Here is a 15,916-nt window from a genome sequence, read left to right as displayed (position 1 = left end):
ACATGGGCAGAATGCATTCTCCGACATTCGATGGTCGTCACACACGTTTTGTGCTGACGGCGTTTTTCGTGCGGCAGATTATGGCTCTGGCCGGTTTCGCTCTGCTTGCTACGATTGCACTCGGTATCGCCGCGCTCGCGACGTGGAATGTGGCGGATCCGAGCCTGTCCTATGCCACAGGAAACCAACCAACCAATCTCCTGGGCTACGGCGGCGCGATCTTCGCGGATATCGTTATGCAGTTCCTCGGGCTTTCGGCAATCATTTCCCTGCTGCCGGTCATTGCATGGGCGATCGCCCTGATCGCCGGCCGCAAGCTGCAGCGCATACCCGCCCGCCTCGTGGCCTGGATCGCGGGCGCGATCGTCTGCGCCGCCTCCCTCGGCTGCTTTCCGGCTCCCGTCACCTGGCCGCTGCCGAACGGTATCGGCGGCGTGATCGGCGACATGATCCTTCGTTTTCCCGCCCTATTCATCGGCGCTTATCCCACGGGCACCGTTGCGACGATACTTGGGGTAATATTCGCCGCGCCGGCTACCTGGCTCATGCTGTTTGCCGCGGGCATTGTCGGCGGTCTGGACGATGAACTGGAGCGTGAGGAACCCGCACCGGCCGTCAGCAAGGCCCGCGCCGTCCGCGAGGCGGAAGAGGACGACGAGGATGATGGCGAGGGTTTCTTCGCCAACATTCTCGCCTTCGGCGCACTGACGCACTACTGGTACATCACCCAGGCCCGTTTTCGTCGCCTGTTCGGCCTGAAGTCGAAATCGCTGCATGACGAATTCGAACATCCCTATGATTTCAACGAGTATGAATTCGGCACGCTAAACGAGCCGTCGCGCCTCAAGACGGCGATCAACCGTCTCGACCAGCGCGCGGAACCCTCTTTCGAAGAACGAACTGCATCGCGTCGCCAGATGTCTCCTCCCTCCATCGCGCCCGGTCATGAAGACGATGGGGACGGCGAGCCGTCCTTCGGTACTGACGAGGCCCGCCTGCCAAGTGGCATCCTTTCCGATGACGACGTCGACCAGAAATTCACTGCCCGACAGGCGCCGGGACGCGGACAGACGAAAATAACCGCTCCTTCGGCACGCCCGAAGCCCAGTGAGCGTGTGGCACGCGAAGCACAGGCCTCTTTCATCGCCGCAGACGGTTTCCAGCTTCCTACCGTTCATCTTCTGGCGGAGCCCAAGAACATTGTTCGCGACAATACGCTAAGCGAAGAGGTGCTCGAGCAGAACGCCCGTCTTCTCGAGGGGGTTCTTGAAGACTTCGGCGTCAAGGGTGAAATCATTCATGTCCGCCCCGGCCCGGTCGTCACCCTTTACGAACTGGAACCGGCCCCCGGCATCAAATCGTCGCGTGTCATCGGCCTCGCGGATGATATCGCCCGCTCCATGAGCGCGATCGCCGCCCGCGTGGCCGTTGTTCCCGGCCGCAATGCCATCGGCATCGAACTGCCGAACCAGACCCGCGAAACCGTGTTCCTGCGCGAACTGATCGGCAGCCGCGATTTCGAAAACAGCAAAGCCAAGCTTGCCATGGCGCTCGGCAAGACCATCGGCGGCGAACCCGTCATCGCCGATCTCGCCAAGATGCCGCACCTGCTCGTTGCAGGCACCACCGGTTCGGGCAAGTCCGTTGCCATCAACACCATGATCCTGTCGCTGCTTTACCGCATGTCGCCGGAACAGTGCCGCCTGATCATGATCGACCCGAAAATGCTGGAACTGTCGATCTATGACGGCATCCCGCACCTGCTTTCTCCCGTCGTCACGGATCCGAAAAAGGCGGTCGTCGCGCTCAAATGGACGGTGCGCGAGATGGAGGAACGCTACAAGAAGATGTCGAAGATCGGCGTGCGCAATATCGACGGCTTCAACAGCCGCGTGCAGCAGGCGCTCGACAAGGGCGAAATCCTCACCCGCACGGTGCAGACCGGTTTCGACCGCCAGACCGGCGAGGCAATCTACGAAACGGAAGAGTTCGATCTGAAGCCCCTGCCCTATATCGTCGTCATCATCGACGAGATGGCCGACCTGATGATGGTGGCCGGCAAGGATATCGAAGGCGCGGTGCAGCGTTTGGCGCAGATGGCGCGTGCTGCCGGCATCCATGTCATCATGGCCACCCAGCGCCCCTCCGTTGATGTCATCACCGGCACGATCAAGGCCAACTTCCCGACCCGCATCTCATTCCAGGTCACCTCGAAGATCGACAGCCGCACGATCCTTGGAGAGCAGGGCGCCGAACAGCTGCTCGGCATGGGTGATATGCTTTACATGGCGGGCGGCGGACGCATCCAGCGTGTGCACGGGCCCTTCGTTTCCGACAATGAAGTGGAAGAGATCGTTTCCTATCTGAAGACACAAGGGTCGCCTGAGTATCTCGAAGCGATTACCGAAGAAGAAGACGAGGACGGCGCTGGCGCAAGCCCGGCCGGCGGCGGCAGCTTCTCGGATTCCGAGGACCCCTACGATCAGGCCGTGGCCGTCGTACTTCGCGATGGCAAAGCCTCCACCTCCTATGTGCAGCGTCGTCTCGGCATCGGTTACAACCGCGCGGCATCGCTGATCGAACGCATGGAGCAGGAAGGCATTATCGGCCCCGCCAACCACGCCGGAAAACGCGAAATCCTCGTTCCCACGGAAGCAGATATCATCGAGCGATAATCCGCAACCAAGCGGCGTCGAGAAGCGTTATTACACGCTTTCACGTCATGAAGCCGCCGCGTTTTTCGCGGACAATCGCTGCGATGAAGGAGAACAGAATGAACGACCTGACCACCGGCGAAACGGCCAATGCAAGCGCAGCGCAAAATGGCGTGACGCGGCGTGGGGTGCTGACGGCATTTTCCATGGCTGCCGTGATCGCTGGCATCTCGCCGCTCGACGCCTTTGCCCAGGCAGCCGGCAATACCGCAACGGCACAGAAGATCGCGAACCACTTCTCGTCGGTCAAAACCATGATGGGTGAATTCGTGCAGTTCGGCCCGCGCGGGGAACAGACCGGCGGCAAGTTCTACATCGAACGGCCAGGCAAGCTCCGCTTCAATTATGAAGACCCCTCGCCGATGCGCGTCATCTCCGACGGCAAGAATGTCGTCATCGGCAATATGAAGCTGAAGACATGGGATCTCTATCCCCTGTCGAAGACTCCGCTCAGCCTGCTTCTCTCCGACAAGATCGATCTCAGCAACCAGAAGGTCCGGGATGTGAAGGAAGAATCTGACCTGACCACCATCGTCCTCGGTGACAAGAGCGTGTTCGGCGATTCCACCATCACGCTGATGTTCGACCCGAAGACGTTCGATCTGCGTCAATGGACCACGACGGACGCCCAGAACAAGGACACGACCGTCATGATCTTCAACGTTCAGACCGGCGTGAACCTCGATGAACGCGTCTTCAACATCAATTATGAAGAAGTACGCAAGCGCGGCTGACGCTCCCTGTCGATGTATGCTCTGTGAAGGCGGCTCTCAGGCCGCCTTTTTCATTTTGCCGCTAAAATACATTCCTGTTTTCGTCACGATGTTATAAGCCTGCGCCCCGGAAACAGCCTTGAGGCCTTGCTTCGAGGCGATAAAAGCGGAGCTCATTAATGTCGTTTTCGATAACCACCTGGAACATCAACTCCGTCAGGCTCAGAATGCCGATCGTCGAGCAGTTTCTGGTGCGTTACAAACCCGACATTCTCTGCCTGCAGGAAACCAAATGCCCGAATGGCGAGTTTCCGATGAAGCCGTTGAAGGCGCTGGGTTACGAGCACGTGATCATTCACGGCCAGAAGGGCTATCATGGCGTCGCCATCGCCTCGAAAATCCCACTGACGGAAGATCATCGGCAGGATTACTGCGGAATAGGCGACGCGCGCCATATTTCCGCGATTGTCCAGGTGGGATCGCGCCGCATCCGGCTCCATAATTTTTATGTTCCGGCAGGCGGCGACGAACCCGATCGCTCAATCAATCCGAAATTCGGCCACAAGCTGGATTTCATTGAGGAAATGAAGGCATTGCGTGCCGATGGCGTGCCGGGCACGTCTTCCATCCTCGTCGGCGACCTCAATATAGCGCCGCTCGAGAACGATGTCTGGTCGCACAAGCAGCTTCTCAAGATCGTCAGCCACACGCCGGTGGAAACCGAGGGTATGCTGGACATCATGAAGAAGGGCAACTGGCTTGATCTGATGCGGCTGAATGTGCCGGCGACGGAAAAAATCTACACGTGGTGGAGTTACCGCGCCAAGGACTGGGAAGCGGCTGATCACGGCCGCCGCCTCGATCACATCTGGTCGTCTCAGGATCTCGGCCCGTCGCTTGACAGGATCGAGATATTGCGGGAAGCCCGCGGCTGGAACCGACCATCGGATCACGTTCCAGTCACCGCCCATTTCCGGTTTTGAACCAATGCCGGACGGGGTGATCTGGCGCGCGGTCACATGAAGCGGTTCTGCAAACGGGCGGCACCGGCGGCCAGAGACGCGATATTGTCGCGAATGCGCGCCGAAACGATGTCGGCGACCTCAGGAAACTCTTCCACCAGGCGGTGAAAGAGAATGCGCGTTATCCGGATGACTTCGGAATCCTCCGCAGCCACGGCAGTAAATTTTCTTTCACAAAGGGTAAAAAGCGCAAGTTCCGAAAGCAGGGCGCCCTTTCCGGGCGTAGCCTGCAGCACGGGCTTGCCGTCCCGTCCGGCTGAAAAAAGCTCGAAATGACCTGACGTCACCGCAAAGGCGCATTCGGCGGGGGAGTGTTCGCGAAACAACGTCTGCCCAGCCGCGACACGCCGGCGTTCTGCGCCGAAGGCGATGAGCCGCAGCTGATCATCACTGAAGCCCGCAAACAACGGCACTTGCCCCAGCAGCATGATATCGTCGGTCAAGGCCATGTCGATTGTTACTCCGGAAAACCGCCTGCATTGCTATAGCGGTTTTCCAATATCGGCCTTCAAAACACAAGGTGCTAGAGCAATGCTCAACAACTAGGGGGACTCCCCGGGGGGCCTGTCAGGGGACGATCTTGTAGCCGCCGTTCTCGGTTACGAGAATCTCGGCATTGGAAGGATCCCGCTCGATCTTCTGACGCAACCGATAAACGTGCGTTTCGAGCGTGTGGGTCGTGACCCCGGAATTGTAACCCCAGACCTCTTCCAGCAGGACGTCGCGCGTCACGACCGTGCTGCCTGCCCGGTAGAGATAACGAATGATCGCGGCCTCTTTTTCCGTCAGCCGGATTTTCTTGCCGTCTTCGGTCGTCAGGAGCTTCTGGCTGGGCTTGAACTGATAAGGACCAACGGTGAAGACCGCATCCTCGCTCTGTTCATATTGACGCAACTGGGCCCGGATGCGCGCCAGAAGCACGGCGAAGCGGAAAGGCTTTGTCACATAGTCATTGGCGCCAGCCTCAAGGCCGAGGATCGTGTCCGAATCCGTATCGTGACCCGTGAGCATGATGATGGGCGCCTTGAAGCCGCCCTTGCGCAAAAGCTTCACGGCTTCGCGGCCATCCATGTCGGGAAGGCCGACATCCATGATGAGTAGATCGACCTGCGAAGTTTTGGCGGTCTGCATCGCCTGTGCGGCGTTTGCGCCGCTCAGAAGCGAGAATTCCTCATAGGGAGACAATTGCTCGGTCAGCGTCTCCCGAAGATCGTCGTCATCGTCCACGAGAAGGATAGTGCGAGCCGTCATTCGGATTCTCAGCCTTTCTTACTTTAATCGTCAGCCAATTCAGCGGTTTGCCGGTAAAAGGTCAACCCATTGCCATCACATGATGAAGTGCTATGACTTCACGTTAAATAACCTGCAAAGCAAAATCTCGTGAAAAACATGAGCAAACGTCCCGTAGAACAACGTAAACGCGCATCAACGCTCATGGTTCGGCCAGCTCCTTTGAAAATCAACCGGGCCATCGTTCAGCTCGGCCATCTCACATTTCCGGCTGCCATCGGGCGCAATGGCCGGACTGCACGAAAACGGGAAGGTGACGGAAAGTCGCCGATTTCCGTGACCCGCCTGCTGCATGGCTTTTATCGCGGCGACCGTATGTCCGCCATCACGACTGCCCTGCCGATGCAACGTACGCGGAAATCGATGCTGTGGTGTGATGAGCCCGGCAACCCCAATTATAACAGGCTGGTCAAGGCACCTTTCGCGCCGAGCCACGAGGACATGATGCGCACAGATGGCCTTTACGATGTCTGTCTCGTGCTGGACTGGAACGTCACCTCAAGAAGCCGCAACCGCGGCTCGGCAATCTTCATGCATATGATTAGGCCGGGATATGAACCGACAGCAGGTTGCGTCGCACTGCATCCCCGCGACATGCGGCGCGTCCTGCCGCATCTGCGCAAAGGCACGAAAATCCGCATCTTGTGAATTAAGCCGGCACTTGGACAACAAAAAACCCGCCATAAAGGCGGGTTTTTTTAGAAGGAAGAGGCCGGCGATTACGCGGCTTCGTCCTGAGAATCGTCTTCTTCGACAGCCTTGCCGCGCTTGGGGCCCTTGGCAAGGTTAACTTCCACCAGGCGAACAGCCTCGGTTTCGGACATCTTGTTGACAGCGGCGATTTCCCGCGCCATGCGGTCGAGAGCGGCTTCGTAAAGCTGGCGCTCGGAATAGGACTGCTCAGGCTGGTTTTCCGCGCGGTAGAGATCGCGAACGACTTCCGCGATCGCGATGAGATCGCCGGAGTTGATCTTCGCATCATATTCCTGCGCACGGCGCGACCACATGGTACGCTTCACACGTGCCTTGCCCTGCACCACTTTCAGCGCCCGCTCGACAAAATCGCCTTCGGAAAGCTTGCGCATGCCGATGCTGACGGCTTTGGCGACGGGAACTTTAAGACGCATCTTGTCTTTTTCGAAATCAATGACAAAAAGCTCAAGCTTCATGCCGGCGACTTCTTGTTCCTCGATGGCAGAAATGGTACCGACACCATGAGCGGGATACACAATCGCTTCACCGGTTTTAAAGCCGTGATGTGCTGGAGATTTCTTCTGCTGGGTCGTCATTCGTTCTAAAAACTCCCTGTTACATACCCGGGGATGCCGGGGTTGGGTCGGTCAGGCCCTGATGAGACGGGGGAACCGTCAGGTGATTCCGCACTGGTCCAGCCGTGCACGCAAAAATACACCTTCCCGCCTCGCGGGGTTCGATAACGTAAACGCTCGATATGTCACGGAAACCGCGTGCAAAAGAGGTGTTGCTTTCGTGGTGTTTTTGGGCACACAAATGCCGCGCTGTGGATCAGTGTTGTTGGTGTACCACAAAAATAGGCGCAAATCAATAATTTGCTTCAACCGTGGCCGCAACATCACATTGCGGCTCAAGAACCGCTTAAAAATTAGCCGCAAAAATACTGTCGTATGCTTCTAAACTGAGCCTCGCGAGAAAAGAAGCAAAAAAATTTCACTTACCGCCTGAAGAAACACGATAGCCTCTTAAACTCTTCGTAATTCCACGCCAATATCCGATTCGACTGAAAAGGCAAAATCCGCAAATTGGCGATGCTTTTTTATATTAAAGTGTGATTTTTGGAGGAATCCACGTCAAATGGGCTACAGAAACAATCCAAAACGCGAAAAACAGATCGAAAAAGCGCGCCAGCAGGCAATTGCCGAAAATGTCGAATTTCTTGATCCTGGTATTCTTTATGGAAGGGCAAGTGTCGACGATATAGAATATTATTCCGCCGAGATGCTGGCGGCGAGTGCCGCCCACAGTTTCCAGGCGCTTTCGCGATGGACCGGGGACACCCCTCATATCAGCATTTCCCAAGTCGAGGGTGTTTCCCCGCGGGACGTGCCGGTAACGGTTCTGACCATTATCGGCCGCAACATGCCCTTCCTCTACGATTCTGTTATGGGCGAAGTCACCAGCAGTTATCGTGGTCTTTATCTTGCCGTGCACCCGATCCTCGTCCGAGACGATGATGCGAAGGGTGGTTACCGCCTTGCCGAGCCCGATGATGATCCGGCCGGCAATATAAGTCTTATCCAGCTGCACATCGCACCGCTTTCGCAGCAGGGAGCCTCGGCTCTGGAAGAGCGGCTTCGCTTCGTGCTGAAACAGGTGGAATCGGCCTATCGCGACTGGCGGCCCATGCTGGCGAAGCTAGACGAGGCGTTGGATGAACTGTCGAAACGCGGCTCGTCGCGGCGCAAGGCCGAACGGACGGAGGCGGTCGAATTCCTCAACTGGCTTCGCAACGACAATTTCACCTTCCTGGGCATGCGTGACTACACCTATTCCGGCAAGGGGAAGAACGCGAAGATCGAGCGCGGTGACGGCGTCGGCCTCGGCAGCCTCAGCGACCCGGATGTCCGCGTGCTGCGACTCGGCAAGAATGCCGTGACGACGACACCGGAAATCCTTGCCTTCCTCGATGGCCCGGATTTCCTCATCGTTACCAAGGCTAATGTGAAGTCCATCGTGCATCGTCGCGCCTATATGGACTATATCGGTATCAAGCGCTTCGACGAGGACGGCAATGTCGTTGGTGAGCTGCGCATCGTCGGCCTTTTCACCGCCACCGCCTATACGCGTTCGGTCAAGCAAATTCCCTTGCTGCGCGCCAAGGTCTCGGAAGTCGAGCGGCATTTCGGCTTCGATCCAAACAGCCATTCGGGCCGCATCCTGCAGAACACGCTGGAAGCCTATCCGCGTGACGATCTTTTCCAGATCGAAACCGACCTTCTGATCCGCTTCATCGAGCAGATCATGGAGCTCAGCGACCGTCCGCGTGTGCGCGTGCTCGCGCGTATAGACCGTTTCGACCGCTTCGTTTCGGCCATCATCTTCGTTCCGCGCGAGGAGTATAATTCCTATGTGCGCGAAAAGATCGGCGATTATCTGAGCAGGGTCTATGACGGGCATATATCGGCCTATTATCCTGCCTTCCCCGAAGGCGCCGTTGCTCGCGTCCATTTCATTGTCGGCCGCACGGAAGGCAAGACGCCCCGCATCGCCCAAGACAAGCTCGAAGATGCCGTCAGCGATATTGCGGCACGCTGGATAGATCACTTCGTCTCCTTGTCCGAACCGGGCGCACCGGTGCTGGAAGTGGATCAGGCCTATCAGGAAGCTTTCACGCCCGAAGAGGCGATCGGCGACATGCCTGATATTCTGGCCGCTGTGAAAGGCGATCCGGTCCGCATTGAATTCTATCAGCAGGAAGGCCAGCCGGCGGGAACGCTATCCCTGAAGATTTTCCACCGCGAAGGCCATCTTCCGCTTTCACGACGTGTTCCGCTGCTCGAAAATCTTGGTTTTAATGTCATCAGCGAGCGCACTTTCGATATCGGCGTCGTGGCGGATGGCGAAAAGCACGACATCGTGCTGCACGACATGGAACTGTCGGTCGCGGCCAGCACGACACTCGACCTGCCGCATTACGGACAGAAACTCGAAGAAGCTTTCCTTGCTGCTTTTTCAGGAAAGGTGGACAATGACAACTTCAACCGCCTGATCCTTGCCTGCGGTCTCACAGTGCGCGAAGTCTCCGTGCTGCGCGCCTACGCGCGGTACCTGCGCCAGACCGGAATCGTCTATTCGCAGGAACATATCTCCGAAACGCTCTATAAATATCCTGACATCTCCAGGAATATTTTCGCGCTGTTCAAGGCCGGCTTCGATCCATCCATCGAAGAGAAGAAGCGGCTGAAGAAACTCGCGGAAATTCATAAGGCAATCGAAGCAGCCCTGAGCGGCGTTCCCAATCTCGATGAGGACCGCACCCTCCGGCGTTACGTCAACGCCATCGATGCAACCCTGCGCACCAATTACTTCCAGAAAAATGCCGACGGCACGCCGCGTGACATTCTGGCATTCAAATTCGATCCCAAACATCTGGACGGCCTGCCCGATCCGCGCCCCTTCCGCGAAATCTTCGTTTACGGAACCGAGGTCGAAGGCGTGCATCTGCGCTTCGGCAAGGTTGCACGCGGTGGTCTGCGCTGGTCGGATCGCGGCCAGGATTACCGCACGGAGGTGCTCGGTCTTGTCAAGGCGCAGCAGGTGAAGAACGCGGTCATCGTGCCAGTCGGCGCCAAGGGCGGTTTCTTCCCGAAGAACCTGCCCGCCGGCGGCTCCCGCGACGAGGTCTTTAATGCCGGCCGCGAGGCCTATAAGACCTATATCCGCACACTGCTGTCCATCACCGATAATATTGTCGACGACGCCATCGTGCCGCCGGCTGACACACTGCGGCTAGATGGTGACGACCCCTATTTCGTCGTCGCCGCCGACAAGGGAACGGCCACCTTCTCCGATACGGCAAACGGCCTTGCCCATGAAGCCGGCTTCTGGCTGGACGATGCCTTTGCATCGGGCGGTTCGGCCGGTTACGACCACAAGAAGATGGGCATTACCGCGCGTGGCGCATGGGAGACGGTGAAGCGCCATTTCCGGGAGATGAACACCGACATCCAGACCACACCCTTCACGGTGGCGGGTGTGGGCGATATGTCCGGCGACGTCTTCGGTAACGGCATGCTGCTGTCGGAGAAGATCAGGCTTATCGCCGCCTTCGACCACCGCGATATCTTCATTGATCCGGATCCCGATACCGACAAATCCTTCGCCGAGCGCAGGCGGCTGTTCGAATTGCCGCGTTCCAGCTGGCAGGATTATGACCGTTCGGCTCTCTCTGCCGGTGCGATGATCATTTCGCGCTCTGAAAAATCGGTGACGCTGACTCCGGAAGCTGTGGCGGCCATCGGCATCGACAAGTCAGTCGCCACACCGTTCGAAATCATGACCGCCATCCTGAAGGCCCCGGCCGATCTCCTCTGGTTCGGCGGCATCGGCACCTACATCAAGGCGGCGGTGGAAACCAATGCCGAGGTGGGCGACAGGGCAAACGACCCCATCCGCGTCAACGCCACGGAGGTGCGCGCCAAGGTCATCGGCGAAGGCGCCAATCTCGGTATCACCCAGAAGGGGCGCATCGCCTATGCGCTTTCGGGCGGGCGCTGCAATTCCGACGCCATCGACAACTCGGCAGGCGTGAACTCCTCAGACGTCGAGGTCAATATCAAGATCGCACTCGCCTCCGCCGTCAATAGCGGTCGCCTGACTATGCCGAAGCGTAACCAGCTTCTCGCCTCCATGACGCCTGAGGTGGCGCAGCTGGTATTGCGCAACAACTACCTGCAATCGCTGGCGATCTCGCTGACCGAGCGGCTGGGCCTTTCAAACCGGGAAGAACTTGGCCGCCTGATGAGCGCACTGGAGGCAACCGGGCAACTGAACCGAAAGGTCGAAACCCTGCCCAACAATGCCGAGTTCAGCGAGAGATACGCCACCGGCAAACCGCTGACCCGGCCAGAGATCGGGGTGCTCCTGTCCTATGCCAAGCTCACTTTGTTTGATGCACTGGTGGCAAGCACGCTTCCCGACGAACCCTATCTCCAGCATCTGCTGGTCGATTATTTTCCGGCCAAGATGCAGAAGAACTATGCCGATGATATCAAATCGCATCGCCTGCATCGCGAAATCGTCGCGACCGCACTTGCCAATGCCGTGGTCAATCGCGGCGGCCCCGGCTTCGTGCAGAAACTTGCCGATGCAAGTGGTCTGCTTGCGGCCGATGTCGTCAAGGCAGCGGTAATCGTTGAAGATGGCTTCGGTCTCAAACGACTGTGGAGCGAGGTCGATGCGCTTGACGGCCAGATCGGGGGCGAAGTTCAGAATGGGCTTTATGCCACGATCACGCGTATCTTCATGGATGCGAGCAGGCTCTATCTGCAAACCGGGAGCGCGGGTGCGACCCCGGGCGACATGGCGACGGAAATCGAGCGTCTGAAAACCGCGATCAAGACGCTGTCACCGGCAGCGGCGAAATATCGCCGCGAACTCGGCATCACGGAAATCGACGGGGTTCCTTCCGCTCTTCTGGAGGAACTCGATACGCTCTCGCTGCTCGTCTATGTGCCTGAAATCATGCGCATCGCCGAGAGTGCGGGCACAACGCTCGCGCGCGCCGCTGAAAGCTACGCCACCGTCTCCTCGACCTTCCGTGTCGCGCGCCTGCTGGATGCCAGCCAGCGCATCACACCGGCGGATCACTACGAGAGCCTGGCTCTCCTGCGCAGCCAGGACCAGATTTCCTCATCGAGACGCCGGATCGTTATCTCCGCCCTGACAGAATATGCCAGGGAGAAGGATCCGGTTCAGGCCTGGTATGCGGCGGATCGCGTGCGGGTCAATCGTATCGTCTCCGAACTCGGCGCGCTCAGCGAGAGCGGCGATACAAACCTCGCGCGGCTCACCGTGGCGGCGGGCCTGCTTGGCGATATCGTTCAGGCACGCTGATTGGCCGCCTTAAAAACGCCATCCGGGTCACCACCCGGATGGCGCCAGACAAGACGATGCACCGGCATCGCGCCGTATTTCGCAATTTCCGATAGGACGATGAATGACTAGCCCTGCCCCAAATGCGCAAGCAGTCGTTACCAAACGCAGCATCTGGGGCTGGGTGATGTTCGACTGGGCGGCGCAACCCTTCTTCACGGTTGTCACGACCTTCGTTTTCGGGCCCTATTTCGTCGCCCGCCTCACCGACGATCCCATTGCGGCCCAGGCGACGTGGAGCAATGTGGCGACGGTCTCGTCGATCATCATCGCCCTCTTCTCCCCTATCCTCGGCTCCATTGCCGACCAGTCCGGCGCACGCAAGCCGTGGATCGCCTTCTTTGCCGTCATCAAGATCGTCAGCCTGTGTCTCCTTTGGTACGCGGCACCGGGATCGCCGGTCATTCTGCCCGTTATCTGCATGATCCTCGCCTCCATCGCGGCGGAATTCTCGATCGTCTTCAACGATTCCATGATGCCGCGGCTCACCAATCCACAAAATGTCGGGCGCATTTCCAATCTCGCCTGGGGGCTCGGTTATCTCGGCGGCATGGTGGTGCTGATTGCAGTCGTCACCCTGCTGGCGGCAAACCCCAAGACCGGGCTGACGCTCGTGGGAATCACGCCTCTTTTCGGCCTCGACCCCGCCTCCGGGCAGGACGCGAGAATAACCGGACCAATTGCCGCGCTCTGGTACCTGATATTCATTCTGCCAATGTTCTTATTGACTCCGGACTCTAACAAGGGTCTGCCTTTCGGGGCCGCAATCCACTCCGGACTTCGGGAGTTAAAGACGACACTTCGCGAGCTTCGTCACCGCCCCATGCTGCTACGGTTTCTAATCGCGCGCATGCTTTATCAGGATGGCGTGAATGGCGTCGTAATCTTGGGAGGCGCATTCGCGGCGGGAATGTTCGGGTGGGAGACAATTGAAACTGGTCTCTTTGGCATCCTTCTGAATGTCGTCGCCATCGTCGGATGCTTTGCCGCAGGGCGTGTTGATCAAACCCTCGGGTCGCGCAACACCGTACTCATAAGTCTGGTGCTGCTTTTGCTTGCGACCATTGGCATCGTTTCCACAGAAAAAGGTTCAACCCTATTCGGATTGCTTCAACTTTCCACGGATGACAATGACAGTTTCTTCGCGACAGCAGCCGAAAAGGCTTACCTGCTTTATGGGGTGCTGATCGGGCTTGCTTTCGGCCCTGTTCAAGCCTCATCGCGTTCCTATCTTGCCCGCAACATCAGCGTAGCGGAAGCCGGCCGCTATTTCGGCATCTATGCGCTTTCCGGTCGCGCCACGAGCTTCATGGCGACACTGTCATTTTCCATAGCTACCACTCTCAGCGGCTCCGCCCACATCGGCATGGCAACGCTAATCGTCTTTCTCGGAGCCGGTTTCCTGATGCTGCTGCGCGTGCCCGAACGAACGGCAGGCTGAAGGCGCAAGTGAGGCCGACGCCTTGTTAAAGTCGAGCATCGGCCAGTTGGCGCTGGCTCAGAGCTGGTCGAGCTTTTGCTGCAATGCGCGCAACTGCGCTTTCAGCTCATCGATTTCGGACGGATTGGGCTTGCGGGTTTCCTTGGGCGCCTGTGGCATTGCAAAAGGCGTGAAACCCTGCATTGCCTGCCGGAACAGTTCCGTATTACGGCGGATCTGCTCTTCCATCATTTGCAATGGCGCCTGAAAATTGCGGGCGAGCGAGCCGTCACCGAAAGCCTTGGCCATATGCTCCTGCATCTGGCTCTGCTGGTCGGAAAAGGTCTTCATGGAATGTTCGAGAAATGTCGGCACGACCATCTGCATCTGGTCGCCATAATAGGAGATCAATTGACGCAGAAACGCCGTCGGCAACAGCGTATTGCCGGTTTTGGCCTCCTGTTCGACGATGATCTGCGTCAGCACGGCGTGCGTGATGTCTTCGGATGACTTCGCGTCCTGAACCTTGAAGTCTTCACCACGCTTGACCATCTGCGCCAGATCATCAAGCGTCACATAGGTGCTGGTGCCGGTATTGTAGAGCCGCCGATTGGCGTATTTTTTAATGATCGTTTCGCCGTCGTGTTTCGCCATGCCCGCCTCCTCGCGATGATGGTATTTTTTTGTTTTTTGGTGTTATTGCTCTTCCCGGCGCAAAGTGTATGCGCAAAATGCGCTGTCTGACAAATGTTTTGTGCATCGCAACAGTTTGTTTTTTGCGCAGCAATTTTTAGCAAGATTCCAACGTGATTTAGCAATATCTTTTAAAGGAACTTTCGTCATTTGACTTGGATTGAAAGCTTTGCCAGTCTCCGCCCGCAAGTGAGGAGAAAACAAATGACCCTGCCTTCAATCGTGATTGCCAGCGCTGCGCGCACCGCCGTCGGTTCTTTCAATGGCCACTTTGCCAATACGCCAGCCCACGAACTCGGCGCGACCGTTATCAGTGCCGTGCTTGAACGTGCCGGCGTTGCGGCGAACGAAATTGATGAAGTCATTCTCGGTCAGGTGCTCACCGCGGGCGAAGGGCAGAACCCGGCGCGGCAAGCGGCAATGAAGGCAGGCATTCCGCAGGAAGCGACCGCTTTCGGTCTCAACCAGCTCTGCGGCTCGGGACTGCGCGCCGTGGCCCTCGGCATGCAGCAAATCTTGACGGGTGATGCGGGCATTGTCATCGCCGGCGGTCAGGAATCCATGTCCATGGCACCTCACTGCGCCCATTTGCGTGGCGGCGTGAAAATGGGCGACTTCAAGATGATCGACACCATGCTGAAGGACGGCCTGACCGACGCCTTTTACGGCTATCACATGGGCATCACCGCTGAAAACATGGCCCGCCAGTGGCAACTCTCCCGGGATGAGCAGGACCAGTTTGCGGTCTCATCGCAAAACAAGGCTGAAGCCGCACAGGCTGCCGGACGTTTCGTGGACGAAATCGTCGCTTTCACCGTGAAGGGCCGCAAGGCCGATATCGTCATCGACGCCGATGAACATATCCGCGCCGGCGCCTCGCTGGAAACGATGGCCAAGTTGCGCCCTGCCTTCGACAAGGACGGCACCGTGACGGCGGGGAACGCTTCAGGTCTGAACGACGGCGCAGCCGCCACGCTTTTGATGTCGGAACAGGAAGCAGAAAAGCGCGGCATCAAGCCACTGGCCCGTATTGCCTCCTGGGCGACGGCGGGCGTCGATCCGCAGATCATGGGCACCGGCCCCATTCCCGCCTCCCGCAAGGCCTTGGCCAAGGCCGGCTGGTCGGTAGGCGATATCGGCCTCGTCGAAGCCAACGAAGCGTTTGCAGCCCAGTCCTGTGCCGTCGTGCGCGAGCTTGACCTTGATCCTGATATCGTCAACGTCAACGGCGGAGCGATTGCCATCGGTCATCCGATCGGTGCTTCGGGCGCCCGCGTCCTGAACACCCTGATTTACGAGATGCGCCGCCGTAACGTGTCCAAGGGTCTTGCGACACTCTGCATCGGCGGCGGCATGGGTGTAGCCATGTGCATCGAGGCGCTCTGACGCGCGGGCCGCCCGCACTTGCCAAAAAGCAATTCCGGTTCAGCGGAC

The 15,916-nt window shown here is 58.1% G+C and carries 11 protein-coding genes; 7 read left to right on the top strand and 4 right to left on the bottom strand.

Translation table 11 applies throughout. The annotated features are described in order from the left end of the window. Nucleotides 1-11: 11 nt before the first annotated feature. The 3 genes from K7A42_RS10345 to K7A42_RS10335 all read left to right on the top strand — a co-directional run bounded on the left by K7A42_RS10345 (nucleotide 12) and on the right by K7A42_RS10335 (nucleotide 4,410). Complete coding sequence (locus K7A42_RS10345) at nucleotides 12-2,675, top strand: DNA translocase FtsK (protein ID WP_282455120.1); 2,664 nt, start codon at nucleotides 12-14, stop codon at nucleotides 2,673-2,675. Between the two features lie 47 nt (nucleotides 2,676-2,722). Continuing rightward, nucleotides 2,723-3,448: a LolA family protein gene (locus tag K7A42_RS10340; RefSeq protein WP_006698306.1), complete on the top strand. Its 726-nt coding sequence runs from the start codon at nucleotides 2,723-2,725 to the stop codon at nucleotides 3,446-3,448. 158 nt (nucleotides 3,449-3,606) lie between these two features. Beyond that, nucleotides 3,607-4,410, top strand: a complete 804-nt coding sequence (locus K7A42_RS10335; RefSeq protein ID WP_282455119.1) for an exodeoxyribonuclease III — start codon at nucleotides 3,607-3,609, stop codon at nucleotides 4,408-4,410. A 32-nt stretch (nucleotides 4,411-4,442) separates the two neighbouring features. Here K7A42_RS10335 and K7A42_RS10330 read toward each other — a convergent pair whose 3' ends face one another. Together K7A42_RS10330 and K7A42_RS10325 are read right to left on the bottom strand one after the other, a co-directional pair. Further along, entirely contained in the window at nucleotides 4,443-4,898 is a 456-nt protein-coding gene (locus tag K7A42_RS10330; protein WP_004444071.1) for a cyclic nucleotide-binding domain-containing protein, read from the bottom strand. A gap of 118 nt (nucleotides 4,899-5,016) precedes the next feature. Beyond that, nucleotides 5,017-5,700 (bottom strand): response regulator transcription factor, encoded by a 684-nt coding sequence (locus K7A42_RS10325; protein WP_004444073.1) that lies wholly within the window; start codon nucleotides 5,698-5,700, stop codon nucleotides 5,017-5,019. Nucleotides 5,701-5,883: 183 nt separating this feature from the next. Here K7A42_RS10325 and K7A42_RS10320 point away from each other — a divergent pair, with 183 nt between their 5' ends. Next, nucleotides 5,884-6,387 (top strand): L,D-transpeptidase family protein, encoded by a 504-nt coding sequence (locus K7A42_RS10320; protein ID WP_174151130.1) that lies wholly within the window; start codon nucleotides 5,884-5,886, stop codon nucleotides 6,385-6,387. 71 nt (nucleotides 6,388-6,458) lie between these two features. Here the strand turns inward: K7A42_RS10320 and K7A42_RS10315 are convergent, their stop codons facing one another. Further along, nucleotides 6,459-7,028 (bottom strand): CarD family transcriptional regulator, encoded by a 570-nt coding sequence (locus tag K7A42_RS10315; RefSeq protein WP_004444078.1) that lies wholly within the window; start codon nucleotides 7,026-7,028, stop codon nucleotides 6,459-6,461. A gap of 541 nt (nucleotides 7,029-7,569) precedes the next feature. Between K7A42_RS10315 and K7A42_RS10310 the strand changes: the two genes are divergently transcribed. Together K7A42_RS10310 and K7A42_RS10305 are read left to right on the top strand one after the other, a co-directional pair. After that, complete coding sequence (locus tag K7A42_RS10310) at nucleotides 7,570-12,330, top strand: NAD-glutamate dehydrogenase (RefSeq protein ID WP_282455118.1); 4,761 nt, start codon at nucleotides 7,570-7,572, stop codon at nucleotides 12,328-12,330. A gap of 103 nt (nucleotides 12,331-12,433) precedes the next feature. Then, entirely contained in the window at nucleotides 12,434-13,810 is a 1,377-nt protein-coding gene (locus K7A42_RS10305; protein WP_282455117.1) for an MFS transporter, read from the top strand. Between the two features lie 57 nt (nucleotides 13,811-13,867). Here K7A42_RS10305 and phaR read toward each other — a convergent pair whose 3' ends face one another. Next, the gene (gene phaR, locus K7A42_RS10300) at nucleotides 13,868-14,443 is read right to left on the bottom strand and encodes a polyhydroxyalkanoate synthesis repressor PhaR (protein WP_072495187.1); all 576 of its coding nucleotides are present in this window, start codon (nucleotides 14,441-14,443) and stop codon (nucleotides 13,868-13,870) included. Between the two features lie 243 nt (nucleotides 14,444-14,686). Between phaR and K7A42_RS10295 the strand changes: the two genes are divergently transcribed. Then, nucleotides 14,687-15,868, top strand: coding sequence for an acetyl-CoA C-acetyltransferase (locus K7A42_RS10295; protein WP_282455116.1), 1,182 nt, complete (start codon nucleotides 14,687-14,689; stop codon nucleotides 15,866-15,868). Nucleotides 15,869-15,916: the final 48 nt, after the last annotated feature.

The sequence above is a fragment of the Agrobacterium sp. InxBP2 genome (assembly GCF_026191755.1).
Taxonomy (GTDB): domain Bacteria; phylum Pseudomonadota; class Alphaproteobacteria; order Rhizobiales; family Rhizobiaceae; genus Agrobacterium; species Agrobacterium pusense.
The sequence above is the reverse complement of the archived record's forward strand: the minus strand, read 5'-3'. Positions and strand labels throughout refer to the sequence as shown.

Coding starts and splice junctions, on each gene's coding strand:
- phaR (WP_072495187.1), bottom strand. CDS start 14,443: ATGGCGAAACACGACGGCGAAACGATCATTAAAAAATACGCCAATCGG.
- K7A42_RS10320 (WP_174151130.1), top strand. CDS start 5,884: ATGGTTCGGCCAGCTCCTTTGAAAATCAACCGGGCCATCGTTCAGCTC.
- K7A42_RS10310 (WP_282455118.1), top strand. CDS start 7,570: ATGGGCTACAGAAACAATCCAAAACGCGAAAAACAGATCGAAAAAGCG.
- K7A42_RS10315 (WP_004444078.1), bottom strand. CDS start 7,028: ATGACGACCCAGCAGAAGAAATCTCCAGCACATCACGGCTTTAAAACC.
- K7A42_RS10330 (WP_004444071.1), bottom strand. CDS start 4,898: ATGGCCTTGACCGACGATATCATGCTGCTGGGGCAAGTGCCGTTGTTT.
- K7A42_RS10345 (WP_282455120.1), top strand. CDS start 12: ATGCATTCTCCGACATTCGATGGTCGTCACACACGTTTTGTGCTGACG.
- K7A42_RS10335 (WP_282455119.1), top strand. CDS start 3,607: ATGTCGTTTTCGATAACCACCTGGAACATCAACTCCGTCAGGCTCAGA.
- K7A42_RS10340 (WP_006698306.1), top strand. CDS start 2,723: ATGAAGCCGCCGCGTTTTTCGCGGACAATCGCTGCGATGAAGGAGAAC.
- K7A42_RS10295 (WP_282455116.1), top strand. CDS start 14,687: ATGACCCTGCCTTCAATCGTGATTGCCAGCGCTGCGCGCACCGCCGTC.
- K7A42_RS10305 (WP_282455117.1), top strand. CDS start 12,434: ATGACTAGCCCTGCCCCAAATGCGCAAGCAGTCGTTACCAAACGCAGC.
- K7A42_RS10325 (WP_004444073.1), bottom strand. CDS start 5,700: ATGACGGCTCGCACTATCCTTCTCGTGGACGATGACGACGATCTTCGG.